This is a genomic window from Verrucomicrobiota bacterium (genome assembly GCA_034440155.1).
In the GTDB taxonomy this organism is placed as follows: Bacteria; Verrucomicrobiota; Verrucomicrobiia; order JAWXBN01; family JAWXBN01; genus JAWXBN01.
In genome coordinates, this window is sequence record JAWXBN010000060.1 from 1 (window position 1) to 17,370 (window position 17,370).

Genomic DNA, 17,370 nt, shown 5'->3' on the forward strand with positions numbered 1-17,370 from the left:
GCTCGGGGCGGGCCTCGGGGTGATATCGTTTGTGGGGGCATTAGCCAGTGCGTTGATACTGGTGAGTGAAGGGACCTTGGCATTCCGTTTTCTGGAGTGGGGCCCGTTATCGGTGGGGATTTATTACGACACACTTTCAGCGATCATTTTGATGCTGGTTTCCTTTTTGGGCGCGGTGGTACTCCGGTACTCCCGCCAATACATGGACGGGGATCCGCGCCAGGGAGGATTCACCCGGTGGCTTTGTTTAACGACGGGATCAGTCCTGTGTATTGTGATGTCAGGAAATCTCGTGTTTTTTGCGGTCGCATGGAGCGCCACTAGCCTGTGCCTACACAAATTGCTGGTCTTTTATCCTGACCGCCCGGGTGCTATGCTTGCCGCGCGGAAAAAATTCATCATTAGCCGGTTGGGCGACCTGTGTCTTCTGGGAGTGGTTATTCTCACCTATCGGCAGTTCCATACCTGGGATTTCCAGCAGATTTTTGCGGCCATTCCCGCGCTTTCATCATCCCTATATGGAGCGGGCGGGGGGACTTTGACCATGCTCTGTTTGTTGATTGTCACTACGGCCCTCCTGAAATCCGCGCAGTTCCCATTCCACAGCTGGTTACCTGACACGATGGAGACTCCTACTCCTGTGTCGGCCCTCATGCATGCGGGGATCATTAATGCCGGGGGCTTCCTGATTGTACGGCTCAGTCCCTTGGTGTCCCTATCACCGACGGCCTTAAACACACTGGCTGTATTTGGGGCTGTGACGGCTATATTTGCCTCCCTAGTCATGCTGACGCATGCCAGCGTCAAGCGGGCCCTGGCTTTTTCGACAGTTGCACAGATGGGATTCATGATGTTGCAATGCGGACTAGGGGCATTTTCTCTGGCGGTTTTGCATCTCGTGGCCCATTCCTTGTATAAGGCACATGCATTCCTATCCTCCGGGAGCATTGTCAATATGGCCAAGGCGGCTTGGACACCTCCCTCAAGGGGGTCGACCCGGGGTACTGGGATATTGGCCGGGGCATTGATCGTGGCCGTCGGGCTGGTATTTATCTTCTCCCGGGTAGTCGGTGTGGGCCTCGTTGAGAAGCCCGGCCTCTGGTTACTCTGTAGTGTATTCATGATGTCCCTGACCTATATGGTGTGGAATTTATGGAGACACTCGATGAGTACAATGATGGTGGCCGCAGGCGCATTGATGGTGGCTGGAGTCGGTGCCGTGTATTATGTCCTGCACATGGTCTTTGAGCAGTTGCTCGGCCCGGCCTTGCCTGTTTACGCGCCCGGACGGAGTTATGTCGACTATGGACTCATGCTCCTCTTGCTGGTGCTTTTTTTCGGGATTCTCTTGTTTCAATCGCTGATCCCTTGGTGGAGTCGGCGCACCTTTTTCCAGGCCCTGTATGTACATGCCCGGAATGGCTTTTATTTTAATACCCTCGCCAATCGTCTCACTATGCAATTTTGGCCGGTGCAAACGCGTAACATAAAGGAATCCTCCTATGAAAAATGATATACTCCTCCAGTCGATGCAAACTGCTTGCCGGCGGATCCCGCCTTTGTGGCCGCTGAAAAACTTTGTGGCGGTAAACCCCTTTCTCGGAATGGCGGACATGCCGTTTGCGGGTGCGGCCGGCCTCATGCAGCGAGTCGGACACGGGGATATACTGATGCCACCGTCCTATTATTTAAAAAGGCTGGAAACCGGTGATATACAAGATGAGGATATTATTAAAGCCTGCCAGCAGCTCGAGAGGGACGGGGCTCTGAAGGGTTTACCGGAATACGACCACCGCAATGTCGATGGACTCGTTAGGTACTTAAAAATGTCCGAAGGCGGACAAGGACAGGACCCAGTATTAACCGTGGCCGACTGGCGGGACAAAAATGAAGGAACAGCCTGGAGCGCCTTTGTCGTCGAGGAGGTATCCAAATGGTGTTCGGTTTATTTTGATGAAGGACAGTCATCGTGGAGGATGCCTTGGCGAGGGCAATCGTTTTACAAGGCCTGGAGGGAGGCGGCACGGTTCGACGCTAACCCCGGGCTGATGGGGATGGGGGATTTTCGCAAGATCGTCGATGGACTCTCCGAGGATCCCATGGAGACCATCCAGATGATTATGGGAATCTTGGAGGTGCCGGAGGCGGGAATGACCGACTTTTTGCACAGGCAGATCATGAGTGTGGGGGGGTGGGGTGGTTATATCCAATACCGGGTGCGCCAAGCGGGGATGAATGGCCAAGAGGACACCTCACTTGTGGAGTTTCTAGCGCTCAGATTAGTTTATGACCTAGTTCTTTTCAAAGGGATTAAAGGAAAGGGGTGGGCACAATGGAAAACACAAGTCGCCGGGATGGATGCCCCGCAGAAAATGATTCCTGAGGCAAGTATCCTGTGTCGTCTGCTGGCCCAACAAACACTGGAAAATTCCTTTCAAAGACGTTTATTTAAGGGAATGGCTGGTTGTCTCGGTCGGCAGGAGGAAACCATGTCTGCCCGTAAAACGTTGCAGGCGATTTTCTGCATCGATGTCCGTTCGGAGATTTACCGGCGGAATCTGGAGGGGCGCTCCGCGGAAATCGAGACGATTGGATTTGCCGGATTTTTCGGGATAGCCGTCGAATACCTGCCGATGGGGCGCAGACACGGGAATGTCCAGTGTCCGGTGTTACTGAACCCCGCGCTCACTATCCGCGAGACGCTCCAAGACTCCTCTCCCGGTCAGGATGAGTCCATGCACAGGCGACTGGTTTTCGGTCAGAGAATCGGGGCCGCGTGGAACGCCTTTAAAACCTCTGCTGTCTCGTGTTTCCCCTTTGTAGAAACGGTCGGACTCGCCTACGGTGTCGGACTTGTACAGGATTCACTTCGACTGCACACTTCTGAAAAACCCGGCACATGTTGCGGAAAACCCAGTACGCCACAAGTGAGCCTGGTCCGTAAGGGACATCACCATGGCCATGCGCACGGGTTTGACACGGGCATAGATGATGAATCGAAAATAAACATGGCCGCCGGAGCGTTACGCAACATGGGCTTGACCTCCGGATTTGCACGGTTTGTTCTCATCTGCGGACACGGCAGCCAGACTCGGAATAACCCCTACGGTTCGGGGTTAGACTGCGGGGCATGTGGAGGACACGCCGGGGATGTGAATGCCCGGGTGGCGGTGGCCCTTTTCAACGATCTAGACGTTCGTGTGGGACTCCGGAAGATAGATATCCACATTCCAGATGATACAGTTTTCCTAGCGGGTTTACATAATACCACCACTGATGATGTCCATCTCTTTGAAGATGAGGTGACGCAGTCCGCGGACCGGGCCCTCCTAGAAACGGTGCGGGGATGGCTCGACCGAGCCTCGGCAGTGACCCGGCGTGAACGCGCCACAAGGCTAGGAATGCAGGACCAGATTTCACACCCCCGCTTTGACGAGAAAATCCGTCAGCGCAGTAAGGACTGGGCACAGGTCCGTCCTGAATGGGGGCTCGCAGGCAACGCAGCATTTATCGCGGCGCCTCGTGAGCGGACTCGGGGATTAAATTTGCAGGGCCGGGTCTTTCTGCATAATTATGATGTCAACCTCGATCCGTCCGGATCAGTCTTGGAGCTGATCTTGTGCGCGCCCGTGGTGGTGGCCAGCTGGATCAACCTTCAATACTACGCCTCCACGGTGAATAACCGCCTTTTTGGGAGCGGGAATAAAGTACTGCACAATGTGGTGGGAGTCTTAGGAGTCTGGCAGGGAAATGCCGGGGATCTCCAGACAGGGCTGCCAATGCAGTCGGTCCATGACGGTACTCGGTGGATGCACGAACCCCTCCGGCTGAGTGTGATCATCGAGGCCAGCACGGAATCCATCAATGTAGTACTGAAAAAACACCCGGAGGTCCGCGCACTGATGGATCACGGATGGTTGCACCTCTTTGCGATCAAACCCGGAGGCGGGGAGTGCTTTCGTTACGCCGGAGGTTACGAATGGCAAAGTGAGGAAATGGATAATGCCCCGGCTGATGCTGCGGGAGTTTCTGAGGGTGCCTCAGCCTTAGCGATGGTTTGAGAACCATGGTGCTTTTCTTGAGCAAATTCTGTAGCCGGAGGAGAATCCTGAAGGCACTCTGAGAAAAGAAACTTGTCGTTTTAAGGACGATGAGAGGAGGCGAGTAAGCCTCTTGATCCAAGGTTATGGCGGTGAGCGCGGGGATTAAATCGGGTGATTATCTTAAAATAGTTACTATTATATCATCTTTAGCCAGAGCGGGTTGAATACCGGATTTCTCAAAAGCAAGGATTTTATCGAAGTTTAATCTGATGATTTAAGGGGACATAATTAATCCGAAATGTCTCGTATACAAGGACATATTATCAAACAACCCCTCGACTCCGTTGCCGTTGCCACTATTCTTTAAACATGGTAACAGACCGACTTTTAGGAGGATTCAAAGCATCCACACCGGATGAATGGAGAAGTGCTGCTGAGGCACTTTTAAAAGGGGCATCCTTCGAGAAAAAGCTGCTCACCCAGACTTATGAGGGTATTACACTCCAGCCGATTTATTCCCGCCAAGACATTTCAGGATTCAAACACCTTGAGCAGCTGCCCGGGCAAGCGGATTTCATGCGTTGCAGTTCGGCCTCCGGTTATCGCAGCAAAGTCTGGGAAATATCCCAAGAGCTTCCTTACGGGACACCACAATTAGTTAATGAAGCATTGCGGAATGACTTGGCTAATGGCCAGACGGAAATCCAGATTCTCCCCGATTTGATTACCCAGTTTGGCAACGATCCAGATTATGCGCAACCTGCCGAGGTCGGCATGTGCGGAGTCTCCCTCTCGAATATCCAGGATTTCGACACGTTATTTAAAGGGATCGATGTGGAGAATCACTCTGTTTACCTGCGTGGTGGGCCGAGCTGTCTGGCTTTGGCGATTGTTTTCTTTGCTTGGACACAGAAATACGCGGTGAATGTCAAAAAGCTGCACGGATGTTTCGAGTCCGATCCATTCGGGATATGGGCTTCCTTGGGGCGTTTACCTATTAATCTCGATACGTTATTTGAGGAAATCGCGATCCTGACAAAATATGTCTCCGCCAAAAAACTCCATTTCCAGACGATCACAGTTTCGGCTTCTGCTTACCATGATGCCGGGGCGAATGCCGTTCAGGAGCTGGCTTACTCCATGGCCACAGGGGTCGAGTACCTGAGGCGTTTCGAGTCTAACGGGTTAAGCGTGGATGATACTGCCCCCCGGATGCAATTTGTTTACGGGATCGGGACGAATTTCTTTATGGAGCTGGCAAAACTGCGTGCCGCCCGGCTGCTCTGGTCGAAAGTCATCCAGGCCAGTGGTGGGAAATCCGAAGCCCAGAAAATGTGGATCCATGCACGTACAGCCACCCGTGATAAAACCGTGGTGGATGCGTATAATAATGTATTACGCGGGACGACCGAGGCATTTGCGGCGATTTTGGGCCAGTGTAACTCGATGCATGTCAGCCCGTTTGACGAGGTCTATCAAGTGCCCGACGATTTCTCCCGACGTATGGCGCGCAATACCCAGTTAATCCTGAAACATGAATGTCTCCTGACCGACGTTATCGATCCTGCGGGCGGATCATGGTTTATTGAAAACCTCACGAAGGATCTGGCTGAAAAAGCTTGGGAACTCTTCCAAAAAATCGAAGCCGACGGGGGAATGGAAAAAGGATTACGCACGGGTACTATCCAGAAACAAATTACTGCAATCCGGGATCAACGGATTAAAAATGCGGGGAACCGCAAGGATATTGTCGTCGGGGTGAATAATTACCCGAATCCCAGGGAAGTGTTGCCGACCCCGCGTATCCCGGATGCGATGGAGATTTTCAAGAGAAGACAGGCGGAAATATCCACTTACCGCCAGAGTGCCGAGCCCTCCGAGGATAGCCAGATACTCGCCCTCTTATCAAAGCTTAGAGGGAAGGAATCCGAGAAACTTGTTTCGACAGCGGCTGAAGCCGTCCTTGCTGGAGCCAGTCTGGGAGAGGTCTCGCGTGTGCTCCGTGCTAATCAGGCGATGGAAGAACCGATTGAAAAACTCCCGCTCTTCCGCCCCTCTGCCCTTTACGAGGGGTTGAGGAAAAAATGTGAGGATTATGCCAAAAAACACGGGCAGGATTTAACCGTCCTCCAGCTCAATGTCGGGGCATCACGGGAATACCGACTGCGCGCAGACTGGACGAGTAGTTTCCTCCAGGTCGGTGGAGTCAAGGTGCTGGCCGATAAAGATTTCGGTACGGTCGCCGAAGCGGTGGAAGCGGCGAAGGTAGGCAAAGCAAAAGCTGTTGTGATATGTTCCACCGATGAAAAATATACGCAACATGTCCCGGATCTCGCCGCCGCCCTCAAAGCGTTACCGGGCCGTCGCGTCGTGATTGTCGCCGGTGCCCCTGGAGATAATGAGGCCGCTTGGAAGGCCGCTGGGGTAGACAGTTTTATCAATGTGCGAGTCCCTAATTTTGAGTTTTTGAACGGTTTGATTAATCAAATGGAGTCCCTCGTATGAGTACAATCCCCAATTTCGAAAATATCCCCCTGTCAATGGAGTCCCCGAAATCCTCCTATGAAGAGTGGGAGAAGAAGGTCGAGCGTGAATCCAAACAACCGCTGAATGACCTGATGGTCGAGGCGATGGAGAAAATCGAGATCAAACCCCTTTATACCAGTGAAGACCTCAAGAAACTGGAGCATTTGGATTACACAGCAGGACTCCCTCCCTTCCTGCGCGGGCCGTATGCCGCGATGTACGTGATGCAACCATGGACGATCCGTCAGTATGCCGGATTTTCCACGGCCGAGGAGTCAAATGCCTTTTATCGTAGAAATTTAGCGGCGGGCCAAAAAGGCCTTTCTGTCGCGTTCGATCTCGCCACACACCGTGGATACGACTCAGATCATCCGAGGGTCATAGGGGATGTCGGCAAAGCGGGTGTGGCGATTGATTCTATCCTGGACATGGAGATTCTATTTGCGGGTATTCCCCTCGATAAGATCTCCGTTTCCATGACGATGAATGGTGCGGTGTTACCTGTACTCGCCTTCTACATCGTCACCGCCCTTGAGCAAGGGGCAAGACTCGAGGAACTCTCCGGGACGATCCAGAATGATATCCTCAAGGAGTACATGGTGCGCAATACTTATATTTATCCGCCCGAACCCTCGATGAAAATCATTGCGGATATCTTCTCCTATACATCGAAGTACATGCCGAGATTTAACTCGATATCCATCTCCGGTTACCACATGCAGGAAGCGGGTGCCTCGGCAGACCTCGAGCTGGCTTACACACTGGCTGACGGGCTCGAATACATCCGAGCGGGAATTAAGGCTGGTATTGAAATCGATGCTTTTGCACCGCGCCTGTCATTTTTCTGGGCACAGGGGAAGAATTTCTTTATGGAAATCGCCAAGATGCGTGCCGCGCGTCTGCTTTGGGCCAAGATCGTGAAGGAGTTTCACCCGAAGAGTGCCAAATCAATGGCGTTACGCACCCATTCACAGACCTCCGGCTGGAGTCTCACCGAGCAGGATCCTTTTAATAACATTGTCCGCACCTGTATCGAAGCCATGGCCGCCACCCTCGGGCACACCCAGTCTTTACACACAAATGCCTTGGACGAAGCCATCGCTTTGCCGACAGATTTCTCCGCCCGTATCGCACGTAATACCCAGCTCTATCTACAGGAAGAAACCGGGATTTGTCGTGTGGTCGATCCTTGGGGCGGGTCTTATTATGTCGAGGCCCTGACGGACGCCCTCATGCGCCGTGCCTGGAGCCATATTGAGGAGGTCGAAAAACTCGGTGGCATGGCTAAAGCGATCGAGACAGGATTACCAAAAAAACGAATCGAAGAAGTCTCCGCCCGCCGCCAAGCTAGGATCGATAGCGGCCAGGAAGTTATTATCGGCGTGAATAAATACCGCCCGACAAAAGAGCATCCCTTGGATATTCTCGATATTGATAACTCCGCTGTCCGTGAGTCCCAGATTAAACGCCTGCACAAATTGCGCGCTGAGCGTGATGACACGAAAGTCCGTGCCGCCCTAGAAAAACTCCATGAATGTGCAAAAAACGGTGTGGGCAATTTGCTCGAACTGGCTGTCGATGCCGCCAGACAACGTGCCAGCCTCGGTGAAATCTCGGATGCCTGTGAGAAAGTCTTTGGCCGCCATCAGGCCGTCATTCACTCCATATCCGGGGTTTATAGTAAGGAATTCGGCGAACGCCATGAGATTAAAGATGTGCAGAAACTCACCGATGAATTCGCCAAAGAAGAAGGGCGCCGTCCCCGCATCATGATTGCAAAGATGGGCCAGGACGGACATGACCGTGGGGCCAAAGTAGTCGCGACGGCTTTTGCGGATATGGGATTTGATGTCGATATCGGTCCTCTTTTCCAGACTCCTGAGGAAACGGCTAAACAAGCTGTCGAGAATGATTGTCATGTCGTAGCGATGAGTTCCCTAGCTGCTGGGCACAAGACTTTATTGCCGAAACTCATTGAAGAACTCACCAAGCTGGGTCGTGAAGATATCATGGTCGTCTGTGGAGGGGTTATTCCTGCGCAGGATTATGAATTCCTTTACGCTAACGGTGCCAGTGCGATTTTTGGTCCAGGGACAGTGATTCCTGAGTCTGCCAAGAAAATCCTTGTGTTACTGAAGGGTCGACTTGCGGGGGCTACCGTGGCATGATGGTGGATGCCCCAGTACAATCCACGGATTCCGCACGTGCGGAGCAGGATGGTATTGTGTCCGGGGCAAAAACTAATTTGCAAGAGGAGGATTTTATCCAACCGCTGAATACACTCCGGAAAGAAGATTTTGTCACAGGGATTTTGCAGGGTAACCGCAGTCTGTTAGCCAGGGCGATTACCTTGATTGAAAGTACCGCCCCCAAGCACCAGAAATTAGCGCAGGAGATTTTGCAGGAACTGATGCCGTATACCGGCGGGGCCGTGCGCGTGGGGATTACCGGTGTGCCCGGCGTGGGTAAAAGCACTTTTATCGAGTCGTTTGGGTTAAACCTTTGCGGCAACGGCCGGAAGGTGGCTGTCCTGGCAGTGGATCCCAGCAGTCAGCGTTCACACGGGAGTATATTGGGGGATAAAACGAGGATGGAGCATTTATCAAATCATCCAAATGCTTTTATCCGTCCCTCGCCATCAGGCAATACTTTGGGAGGAGTCGCCCGCAGGACCCGCGAGACGATTTCCCTTTGCGAAGCTTTTGGTTTCGATGTGATTCTTGTCGAGACTGTCGGGGTCGGCCAGAGCGAAACAATGGTGCGCGACATGGTGGATTATTTTCTGGTGCTGCTTTTGGCCGGGGCCGGGGATGATTTACAGGGAATCAAAAAAGGAATTATTGAAATGGGTGATGGATTTCTAGTCACCAAAGCCGACGGGGATAATCGGGACCGGGCCATGAGGACGGCGGTGGATTTAAAATCCGTGCTGCATTTGCTCTCTTCACCCACACCGGGATGGTCACCGAGGGCTGAGGTCTGTTCGGCAAAGACCGGGGATGGCATTACTGATGTATGGTCGGTTATTGAAGAGTTTTTAAAAACGACTCAGGGGTCCGAGGTCTTTGGGCAACGGCGCGCGGAGCAATTAGCACAATGGTTTGAGAGCCTTTTGCAGGAGAAAGTCATTAATACTTTCATCCACGGTGCGCAAATCGCCCCAGAGCTGGCCCGCGTGCGCTCGGATGTGCTCGAAGGCAAGGTGGCTCCTGCGCTCGCCGTAGAAAATATTGTCTCAAGGATTGTTAGTCATTTTGAAAAAAACTAAGGGGTAAGGAATAAAAAATTATGATAAATAAAATCGATCACATCGGGATAGCCGTCAAATCGCTCGACGAGACGGTCCCCTATTACGAAAAAGCCTTGGGCCTCAAATGCGAACATATCGAAACCGTAGAATCGCAAAAAGTGAAGACCGCCTTTTTTACTGTGGGCCAGACACATATTGAGCTGCTCGAACCGACCAGCCCAGAAAGCCCGGTCGCGAAATTCATCGAAAAAAATGGAGAGGGAATCCATCATATTGCTTTTGGGACGGATAATATCACCGGCCAGCTCGAGCAGGCGAAAAATGCCAATGTCCGTTTGATCCACGAAATACCCTTTGAAGGTGCCCACGAAAAACTCGTCGCATTCCTCCATCCAAAATCATCATTCGGTGTACTCACAGAATTTTGCTCTGATAAACACTAACCAAAAAAGACGGGAAAGAGACCTATGGCCATTAATCAGCATTTACTCGATGAATTAAAAAAGAGGCGCGCTACGGCAGAAGCCGGTGGTGGCCGTGATAAAATCGAAGCCCGTAATGAAAAAGGGCTTTTAGGGGCGCGTCAGCGGCTGACCGAGCTTTTTGATGAAAATACTTTTCAAGAGTTCGGTTTGTTGGCCGAGCACGATTGCCATGAGTTCGGTCTCGAAGGTAAAGACCTTCCCGGGGACGGGGTGGCGACGGGTTGCGGATATGTCGAGAGCCGTCCGGTGGCTTCTTTCAGCCAAGATTTTACTGTAGCCGGTGGTTCATTGGGGAAGACCCATGCGGAAAAAATCTGTGAGATCATGGATTACGCCGCCAAAGTCGGCATGCCTGTGGTTGGTTTTAATGATTCCGGTGGGGCGCGCATTCAAGAAGGGGTGAATTCCTTGAGCGGTTACGGACATGTATTTTATAAGAATGTCGAATTATCCGGTGTGGTGCCGCAAATTGCTTTGATCTCAGGGCCTTGTGCTGGTGGTGCGGCTTATTCGCCCGCGCTCATGGATTTCATCATCATGATCAAGGGTAATGCAAATATGTTTATATGCGGACCTGATGTCATTAAAGCCGCCACGGGGCAAACCACCACGATGGAGGAGATCGGCAGTGCGATGGCCCATGGAAGTGTGAGTGGGAACATTCATTTTATCGCCGAGGATGAGCATGATGCGATCTCGATTACAAAAGACCTCCTGAGTTATTTACCGAGCAATAACCTCCAGGACCCGCCCCATCACATGGGTGACCTCCATCTTGAAGATAATCCTTCGATGAATGAGATCATACCAGAGGATAATAAAACGCCGTTGGATGTGATGGAAGTGATTAAACGCCTTGTCGATGACGGGAAAATCCTCGAGGTCCAAAAAGAATGGGCTAAAAATATTATTGTCGGATTCGCCAGGATCCATGGGATGGTCGTCGGGATCGTCGCTAACCAACCAAAGGTCAAGGCGGGAACTCTCGATATTGACTCCTCGGATAAAGCCGCCCGTTTTATCCGCTTCTGTAACGTCTTTAATATTCCGCTAGTGACCCTCGTGGACGTACCCGGATTCATGCCGGGTGTCGCCCAAGAAAAAGGGGGGATTATCCGCCACGGGGCAAAGATGCTTTTTGCCTATGCCTCAGCGACGGTGCCGAAAATCACGGTCATCCTCCGAAAGGCTTACGGCGGGGCTTACCTCGCCATGTGCAGTAAAGACATGGGTGCAAATATGGTTTTCGCGTGGCCGACGGCAGAAATTGCAGTCATGGGTGCGGAAGGGGCGACAAAGATCCTGTACCGTAAGGAAATCAAAGCCTCTACGGATCCGAAAGCCAAGGAAGTGGAAATGATCGAGAAGTACCGCGAGCGTTTTGCTTCCCCTTATATGGCGGCATCGAAAAATATGATTACCGATGTCATTGACCCAGCAAAAACACGGTCAACGGTCTCCTTGGCTCTAAGGATGACACTCTCCAAGAGGGAAACACGTCCTGCCAAAAAACACGGAAATATCCCACTATGATTTTATCCACCTGCAATCTTTTCTTCTCCCAGACAACTTGCCCCATGAATATGGGGCCGGCTTGCTGGCTGGGAGTAGCGGTGATTGTTATTCTCTTTGTTTGGCTGGCCAAGCTCACTTCAAAGGTTTCTTCATTACAGGAACGTTTGGATGGTTTGGATAAAAAAGCTACTGAACCGGCCAAGAAGGACATTACGACCGCTGTGAGTACTCCATCCGCACCTGCCATAGAGTCCGTGGTGACTGCCACAGCCGCTGTGCCTGCAACTATTGCTCCGGGTGACATACCCAAGCATCATTTGGTAGCCATTTTTGCAGTGGTTTCACAAATGACGGGGTCAGGCCGTATCCGGAGGATTTCATTCGCCGGCTCACGTACAGGAGGACCCGGCTGGTCTACGGAAGGGCGACGTGCCCATTTCTCTTCACACCATGTCCGCTAAATAAATTTAAATAATGATTGATCAAAGGGATTCGAATAAAAATGAAAAAGCTCAAAATCACAATAGAAGGTGTCTCTTACGATGTGGAAATTCAAATGCCCCAAAATGAAGGGGCTCCTGCTCCTGTCCGTCGAGTCGCTCCTGTGGCCCAAGCCGCCGCTGTGGCTCCAGTGGCTGCAGCAGCCGCACCTGCTACGTCAGGCACCTCGAAATCAGCCGGGGCAAATGATTTGCCTTGTCCGCTCTCGGGCGTGGTTGTTTCCGTGGCTGCAACTGTCGGCCAAGCAGTAAATGAAGGGGATACTGTGATGACTTTGGAAGCCATGAAAATGTATACCGCGGTTACCGCCCATAAATCAGGGACAGTCAAAGCGGTGCTTGTGGTTGCCGGAGAGTCTGTCGATGAAGGCCAAGGCCTGATTACAATTGAATAGAAGATAAAAGGAATATAAAGAATATGATCCCTAGAATTACAGCCCAAGAAGCCGCAAAAATGATTGAACACGGGGATTCGATTGGTTTCAGCGGGTTTACCCCTGCCGGCGCCGCGAAAGTCATCCCGTTAGCCATTGCAGAAAAAGCTAAAGCAGAACACGCAGCCGGACGCCCCTTTAAAATCGGGGTATTAACGGGTGCTTCGACTGGCCGTTCCCTCGACGGAGCCTTGGCGGCGGCCGATGCCGTCTTATTCCGGACCCCATACCAGTCCGATGGTGAGTTACGCAAGAAAATCAACGCCGGTGAAGTGAAGTTTTTTGACATGCACCTGTCGCAAATTGCGCAGAATGTGCGTTATGGCTTTTTGGGTAAAGTGAAATGGGCGATTGTTGAGGCTTGTGCCGTCGAAGAAGACGGGACGATTGTATTGAGCACATCAGTCGGGACTTCACCCACGTATTGCCAAGTGGCCGAGAAGATTTTTGTGGAGTTAAATGCCTATCATCCGAAGGAATTAAAAGGGATCCACGATAACTACCAGCCATTGGATCCCCCGCACCGCCGTGAGATCCCGATCTACAAGGTTTCCGACCGTATCGGTTCACCAGTCATCAAAGTGGACCCGTCTAAAATTGCGGGCATTGTGGAAACGAATCTGCCTGATGAAACTAATACATTTCCCGAGCCGAATGATGTCACGATCAAAATCGGCAAAAATGTGGCCGCTTTCCTGGCCGCTGAAATGAAAGCCGGACGGATCCCGAAAGAATTCCTCCCGATCCAAAGTGGTGTGGGTGATGTGGCTAATGCGGTTTTATTTGCCATGGGATCAAATCCGGATATTCCCGCTTTTGAAATGTATACGGAAGTCATCCAGGACTCGGTGATTAAACTGATGAGCGAGAACAGGATTAAATTCGCCAGTGGATGCTCGTTGACTGTGAGTAACCCCGTGCTGAAACAAATATACGGGAATATGGATTTCTTTAAACCCAAACTCGTTTTGCGTCCGCAGGAAATCTCGAATAACCCGGAAATCGTCCGACGTATCGGGATTGTCTCGATAAATACAGCCATCGAAGTCGATCTCTTTGGTAATGTGAATAGCACGCATGTATTAGGGGCCCAGATGATGAATGGAATTGGGGGGTCAGGGGATTTTACCCGGAATTCCTATATCTCGATCTTTACTTGCCCGTCGATCGTCAAAGATGGCAAGATCAGCACAATCGTTCCTATGGTCAGCCATATCGATCATAATGAGCACTCGGTACAAATCGTTATTACGGATCGGGGGATCGCCGATTTGCGCGGAAAATCTCCACATGAACGCGCCGAGGAAATCCTAAATAAGTGTGTCCATCCCGAGTACCACCCGATCCTGAGTGCCTATCTGAACCATTCGAAACAAACCCACACAAACCATACATTGTCCATGGCCTTCCGCATGCATGAAGAGTTTGCAAAGACCGGCGACATGAGAAAAGTACAGTGGAGCTAGAAACAAGTTTACCAGACAATAAAAAGGAAAATGCCCCCTATGGAAAAAATCGTTTTTAATAATACAGTACTCCGCGACGGGCACCAGTCCCTCGCGGCGACCCGCATGAAAGTCGAGCAAATGTTACCCGTGGCCGAGAAACTCGACGGCTTAGGTTTCGGCATGCTCGAAACATGGGGTGGAGCGACGATTGACGCATGTTTACGTTTCTTAAATGAAAATCCTTTTGAGCGTCTGCGCAAACTCAAGACCAAAATCACAAAGACCCCCCACAGCATGCTCTTACGCGGCCAGAATATTGTCGGTTACACCCAGTACGCCGATGATGTCGTGGAAGCATTTGTAGATTGTGCAGCCAAAGCGGGCATGGACATGTTCCGTATCTTTGATGCGCTCAATGATATCCGTAATATCGAGACATCGATCAAAGCTGTTTTAAAAAATGGGAAACATGCACAGGGAACCATTAGTTATACGACCAGTCCTGTCCATACGATCGACGGGTATATCAAGTTTGGCCTGGATATGGAGGCTCTTGGCTGCCAATCGATTTGTGTGAAGGATATGGCCGGTATTCTTTCCCCCGGTGATGGAGTGACATTGGTCAAGGGATTAAAGGCGAAGTTAAAAATCCCTGTCGTCGTCCACAGTCACTCCACGACTGGTTTTGCGCCCGTCACGTATTACCAAGTGACCGAGGCCGGGGCCGATGCGATTGATTGTTCGATCGCGCCATTTGCTAATGGTTCAGCCCAGCCCGACACCTTACTCATGCAAGAAATGCTCCACGGTCATCCACGGGCACCTCATTACGATGAGAAGACCTTGCGTGAACTCAGTGTTTATTTCAAAGAAATCTATAAGGAATTAATCGCATTCACCGATCCGATGAATGAAAAAGTCCAGGAAGACGTGCTGATTTACCAGATTCCGGGAGGAATGCTGAGTAACTTTGTTTCCCAGCTTAAACAGCATAACATGATCGACCGTTGGAATGAGGTGCTCGAAGAGGTGGTTTATGTCCGGGAAAAACTCGGGTTTATCCCCTTGGTCACCCCGACATCACAAATTGTCGGTACCCAGGCGATGATGAATGTGAAGATGGGACGTTGGAAAAGTATGCCGCAACAAACCTTAGACCTTGCCCTGGGACGTTTCGGAAAAACCCCGGCCCCGGTGGATCCAGAAATTATCAAACTTGCTGAACAAAAAACGGGCCAGAAGGTCATGACCGACCGGCCTGCCAGTGAATTACCCCCCGGGATGGATAAACTCCGCGAGGAACTCAAGAAAAATGACCTGCCTGTCGATGACGAGACAGCTGTTCTTTATGCGATGTTCCCCCAACAGATCACCCAATATTACAAAAAACCGGCGGAACAACCTAAAGCCGCTGCCGCCCCGGCCCCGGCAATCACTACGTCAATAGCCTCTACAGCCGTTGAAGGTGCGGGAAAATCCATCTCGATAAAGATTAATGACAAAACTTATCAGGCCACCGTCGAAGAAGTAAAATAATTAATCGTCTGATACAATCTCGAAGCCCGTGTTTGTGATGGTACCCATCCGCACGGGCTTTTTATTGCCCGGATTTTATTCGAACCCTAGAAATAATCCGGTAACAGCGATGGCTAGTCCGGCATACCGCATGGCAAGGGGGTGGAGTAACCTCCCCGAGAGGATACCCGTTGCGATTCCGGCAAGGTGCAGGGCAAAGGTGCTGGTCAAAAAGCCGCTCGCGTAGAGGAGGGAGTTTGTGCCTGTAGTCATTTCATTGCCGTGGGCGTACCCGTGGAAGAAGGCGAATACCCCGACGATGATGGAGCAAAGGGCGAGGGGCAATTTGCGTGCAGTAAAAAGGGCGATGCCGATCACCATGACAGAAGCAAGGATCATGGGTTCTGTTATGGAAAGTGTATGCCCATTCATTCCAGTCAAAAAACCAATGCTCATTAATCCTATAAAACTAGAGGGAATAATCCAGACGGCCTTTTTACCGGTTTGATATGCCCACAGGCCAACGGCGAACATGGCCAGCATGTGGTCGAGCCCACTCCACGGGTGTGCAAATCCGCTGGTGAAGCCCAATGAGTGCTCGTGGCCTGTATGGGCGGAGGCCGAAAAGATTGTGCAATAAAGGGCGAGGGCCAAAAAAACACTAGTTTTGTAAAAACGGGGGAGGGTGTTTATTTTCATGGATACAGAGAATTCCTCCGAAAGTCTAGACTGTCAATGCGGGAAGTGCCGAAAAAACAATATTATGAAGCTAACAGCTTGAATTTTTGCAAAAGGATCCGTAGCCTTTAAATGAATATTGAACATATCATGTTACGCTTAACCATAGCAAATCGGTTGGACGCTTTGGCTGATGTGAATGCCGCCATCGAGACGTGCTCCGCCCAAAATGAATGGGTGATGGAGGTGGAGTATGCGCTTACCTTGGCGATCGAAGAGCTGGTGACAAATATCATCAAGTATGGATATGATGATGAGAGTGAACATTGGATATTGATTCAAATCGATGACCTCGGGACGGAAATCCTTTTGCTAATCGAGGATGATGGGCATGAGTTTGATCCCATTAAAGGCCCTCCCCCGGCTTTTGACTTGGCATTAAAAGACCGTCCAATCGGTGGACTGGGCTTGCATTTGATTAAGGAACTCTCCAAATCAATGGAGTATACACGCGAAAACGGAAGCAATAAAGTCAAAGTGCTTTTTTATAAGATACCCCCCCCACAACCAAGGAATAAGATGATGAGTTTGCAAATAAAACAAACAGAAAAACGGCCCGGTTTTTTTATTTTAAGCGTTATTGGAAGGCTCGATACGGTTACCTCTCCCCAGCTCGAGCAAAAAATTAATTACCTCCTGGAAAATGAAGCGAAATCCATTTCTTTTGAGATGTCCCAGCTTGATTATGTCAGCTCTGCGGGACTCAGGGCGGTTTTAGGCACCTACAAGAAACTCAAAGGCAAGGGGGGTGTCTGTAGTGTGATTAACCTCCAGCCCCAAGTAAAAAAGATTTTTGATATCGCCAATGCCTTTCCTACATTGGAAATTTTCGCCAGCGAAGCCGAAGCTGATGATTATTTTGACCGGATGCAAAAAGGGGAACTTGACCCGAAATTGTAATTTTATCCAAAGGGCG

At 50.9% G+C, this 17,370-nt stretch carries 13 protein-coding genes; 12 read left to right on the forward strand and 1 reads right to left on the reverse strand.

Annotated elements, in window-relative coordinates; translation table 11 throughout:
- From SGI98_06265 to SGI98_06315, 11 genes are all read left to right on the forward strand, one after another.
- A partial coding sequence (locus SGI98_06265) for an NADH-quinone oxidoreductase subunit L (GenBank protein MDZ4743007.1) occupies positions 1-1,513 on the forward strand: 1,513 nt, incomplete at its 5' end.
- Complete coding sequence (locus SGI98_06270) at positions 1,503-4,061, forward strand: DUF2309 domain-containing protein (protein ID MDZ4743008.1); 2,559 nt, start codon at positions 1,503-1,505, stop codon at positions 4,059-4,061. The genes SGI98_06265 and SGI98_06270, both read left to right, overlap by 11 nt.
- A gap of 351 nt (positions 4,062-4,412) precedes the next feature.
- Positions 4,413-6,548: a methylmalonyl-CoA mutase family protein gene (locus SGI98_06275; GenBank protein MDZ4743009.1), complete on the forward strand. Its 2,136-nt coding sequence runs from the start codon at positions 4,413-4,415 to the stop codon at positions 6,546-6,548.
- A complete protein-coding gene (gene scpA, locus SGI98_06280) occupies positions 6,545-8,737 on the forward strand; it encodes a methylmalonyl-CoA mutase (protein MDZ4743010.1) in 2,193 nt (730 codons plus the stop codon). Before SGI98_06275 ends, scpA begins: the two co-directional genes overlap by 4 nt.
- A gap of 2 nt (positions 8,738-8,739) precedes the next feature.
- The gene (meaB, locus tag SGI98_06285; protein ID MDZ4743011.1) at positions 8,740-9,837 is read left to right on the forward strand and encodes a methylmalonyl Co-A mutase-associated GTPase MeaB; all 1,098 of its coding nucleotides are present in this window, start codon (positions 8,740-8,742) and stop codon (positions 9,835-9,837) included.
- Between the two features lie 20 nt (positions 9,838-9,857).
- Positions 9,858-10,262: a methylmalonyl-CoA epimerase gene (gene mce, locus SGI98_06290; GenBank protein ID MDZ4743012.1), complete on the forward strand. Its 405-nt coding sequence runs from the start codon at positions 9,858-9,860 to the stop codon at positions 10,260-10,262.
- Positions 10,263-10,286: 24 nt separating this feature from the next.
- Positions 10,287-11,837, forward strand: a complete 1,551-nt coding sequence (locus tag SGI98_06295; GenBank protein ID MDZ4743013.1) for an acyl-CoA carboxylase subunit beta — start codon at positions 10,287-10,289, stop codon at positions 11,835-11,837.
- Positions 11,834-12,280 (forward strand): hypothetical protein, encoded by a 447-nt coding sequence (locus tag SGI98_06300; protein MDZ4743014.1) that lies wholly within the window; start codon positions 11,834-11,836, stop codon positions 12,278-12,280. Before SGI98_06295 ends, SGI98_06300 begins: the two co-directional genes overlap by 4 nt.
- 41 nt (positions 12,281-12,321) lie before the next feature.
- On the forward strand, positions 12,322-12,714 hold the full coding sequence (locus tag SGI98_06305; protein ID MDZ4743015.1) for a biotin/lipoyl-containing protein: 393 nt from the start codon (positions 12,322-12,324) through the stop codon (positions 12,712-12,714).
- Positions 12,715-12,737: 23 nt separating this feature from the next.
- Positions 12,738-14,219, forward strand: coding sequence for a succinate CoA transferase (locus SGI98_06310; protein MDZ4743016.1), 1,482 nt, complete (start codon positions 12,738-12,740; stop codon positions 14,217-14,219).
- Between the two features lie 39 nt (positions 14,220-14,258).
- Positions 14,259-15,737, forward strand: coding sequence for a pyruvate carboxylase subunit B (locus tag SGI98_06315; GenBank protein MDZ4743017.1), 1,479 nt, complete (start codon positions 14,259-14,261; stop codon positions 15,735-15,737).
- A 75-nt stretch (positions 15,738-15,812) separates the two neighbouring features.
- On the opposite strand, the gene SGI98_06320 is transcribed toward SGI98_06315, so the two are convergent.
- Positions 15,813-16,415 (reverse strand): HupE/UreJ family protein, encoded by a 603-nt coding sequence (locus SGI98_06320; GenBank protein MDZ4743018.1) that lies wholly within the window; start codon positions 16,413-16,415, stop codon positions 15,813-15,815.
- A gap of 111 nt (positions 16,416-16,526) precedes the next feature.
- Here SGI98_06320 and SGI98_06325 point away from each other — a divergent pair, with 111 nt between their 5' ends.
- Positions 16,527-17,354 (forward strand): anti-sigma factor antagonist, encoded by an 828-nt coding sequence (locus tag SGI98_06325; GenBank protein ID MDZ4743019.1) that lies wholly within the window; start codon positions 16,527-16,529, stop codon positions 17,352-17,354.
- Positions 17,355-17,370: the final 16 nt, after the last annotated feature.

What these genes read in the sequence shown, in the direction of transcription:
- mce (MDZ4743012.1), top strand. Translation starts at nt 9,858, where the DNA reads ATGATAAATAAAATCGATCACATCGGGATAGCCGTCAAATCGCTCGAC.
- SGI98_06320 (MDZ4743018.1), bottom strand. Translation starts at nt 16,415, where the DNA reads ATGAAAATAAACACCCTCCCCCGTTTTTACAAAACTAGTGTTTTTTTG.
- SGI98_06295 (MDZ4743013.1), top strand. Translation starts at nt 10,287, where the DNA reads ATGGCCATTAATCAGCATTTACTCGATGAATTAAAAAAGAGGCGCGCT.
- scpA (MDZ4743010.1), top strand. Translation starts at nt 6,545, where the DNA reads ATGAGTACAATCCCCAATTTCGAAAATATCCCCCTGTCAATGGAGTCC.
- SGI98_06300 (MDZ4743014.1), top strand. Translation starts at nt 11,834, where the DNA reads ATGATTTTATCCACCTGCAATCTTTTCTTCTCCCAGACAACTTGCCCC.
- SGI98_06325 (MDZ4743019.1), top strand. Translation starts at nt 16,527, where the DNA reads ATGAATATTGAACATATCATGTTACGCTTAACCATAGCAAATCGGTTG.
- SGI98_06310 (MDZ4743016.1), top strand. Translation starts at nt 12,738, where the DNA reads ATGATCCCTAGAATTACAGCCCAAGAAGCCGCAAAAATGATTGAACAC.
- SGI98_06305 (MDZ4743015.1), top strand. Translation starts at nt 12,322, where the DNA reads ATGAAAAAGCTCAAAATCACAATAGAAGGTGTCTCTTACGATGTGGAA.
- SGI98_06315 (MDZ4743017.1), top strand. Translation starts at nt 14,259, where the DNA reads ATGGAAAAAATCGTTTTTAATAATACAGTACTCCGCGACGGGCACCAG.
- SGI98_06275 (MDZ4743009.1), top strand. Translation starts at nt 4,413, where the DNA reads ATGGTAACAGACCGACTTTTAGGAGGATTCAAAGCATCCACACCGGAT.
- SGI98_06270 (MDZ4743008.1), top strand. Translation starts at nt 1,503, where the DNA reads ATGAAAAATGATATACTCCTCCAGTCGATGCAAACTGCTTGCCGGCGG.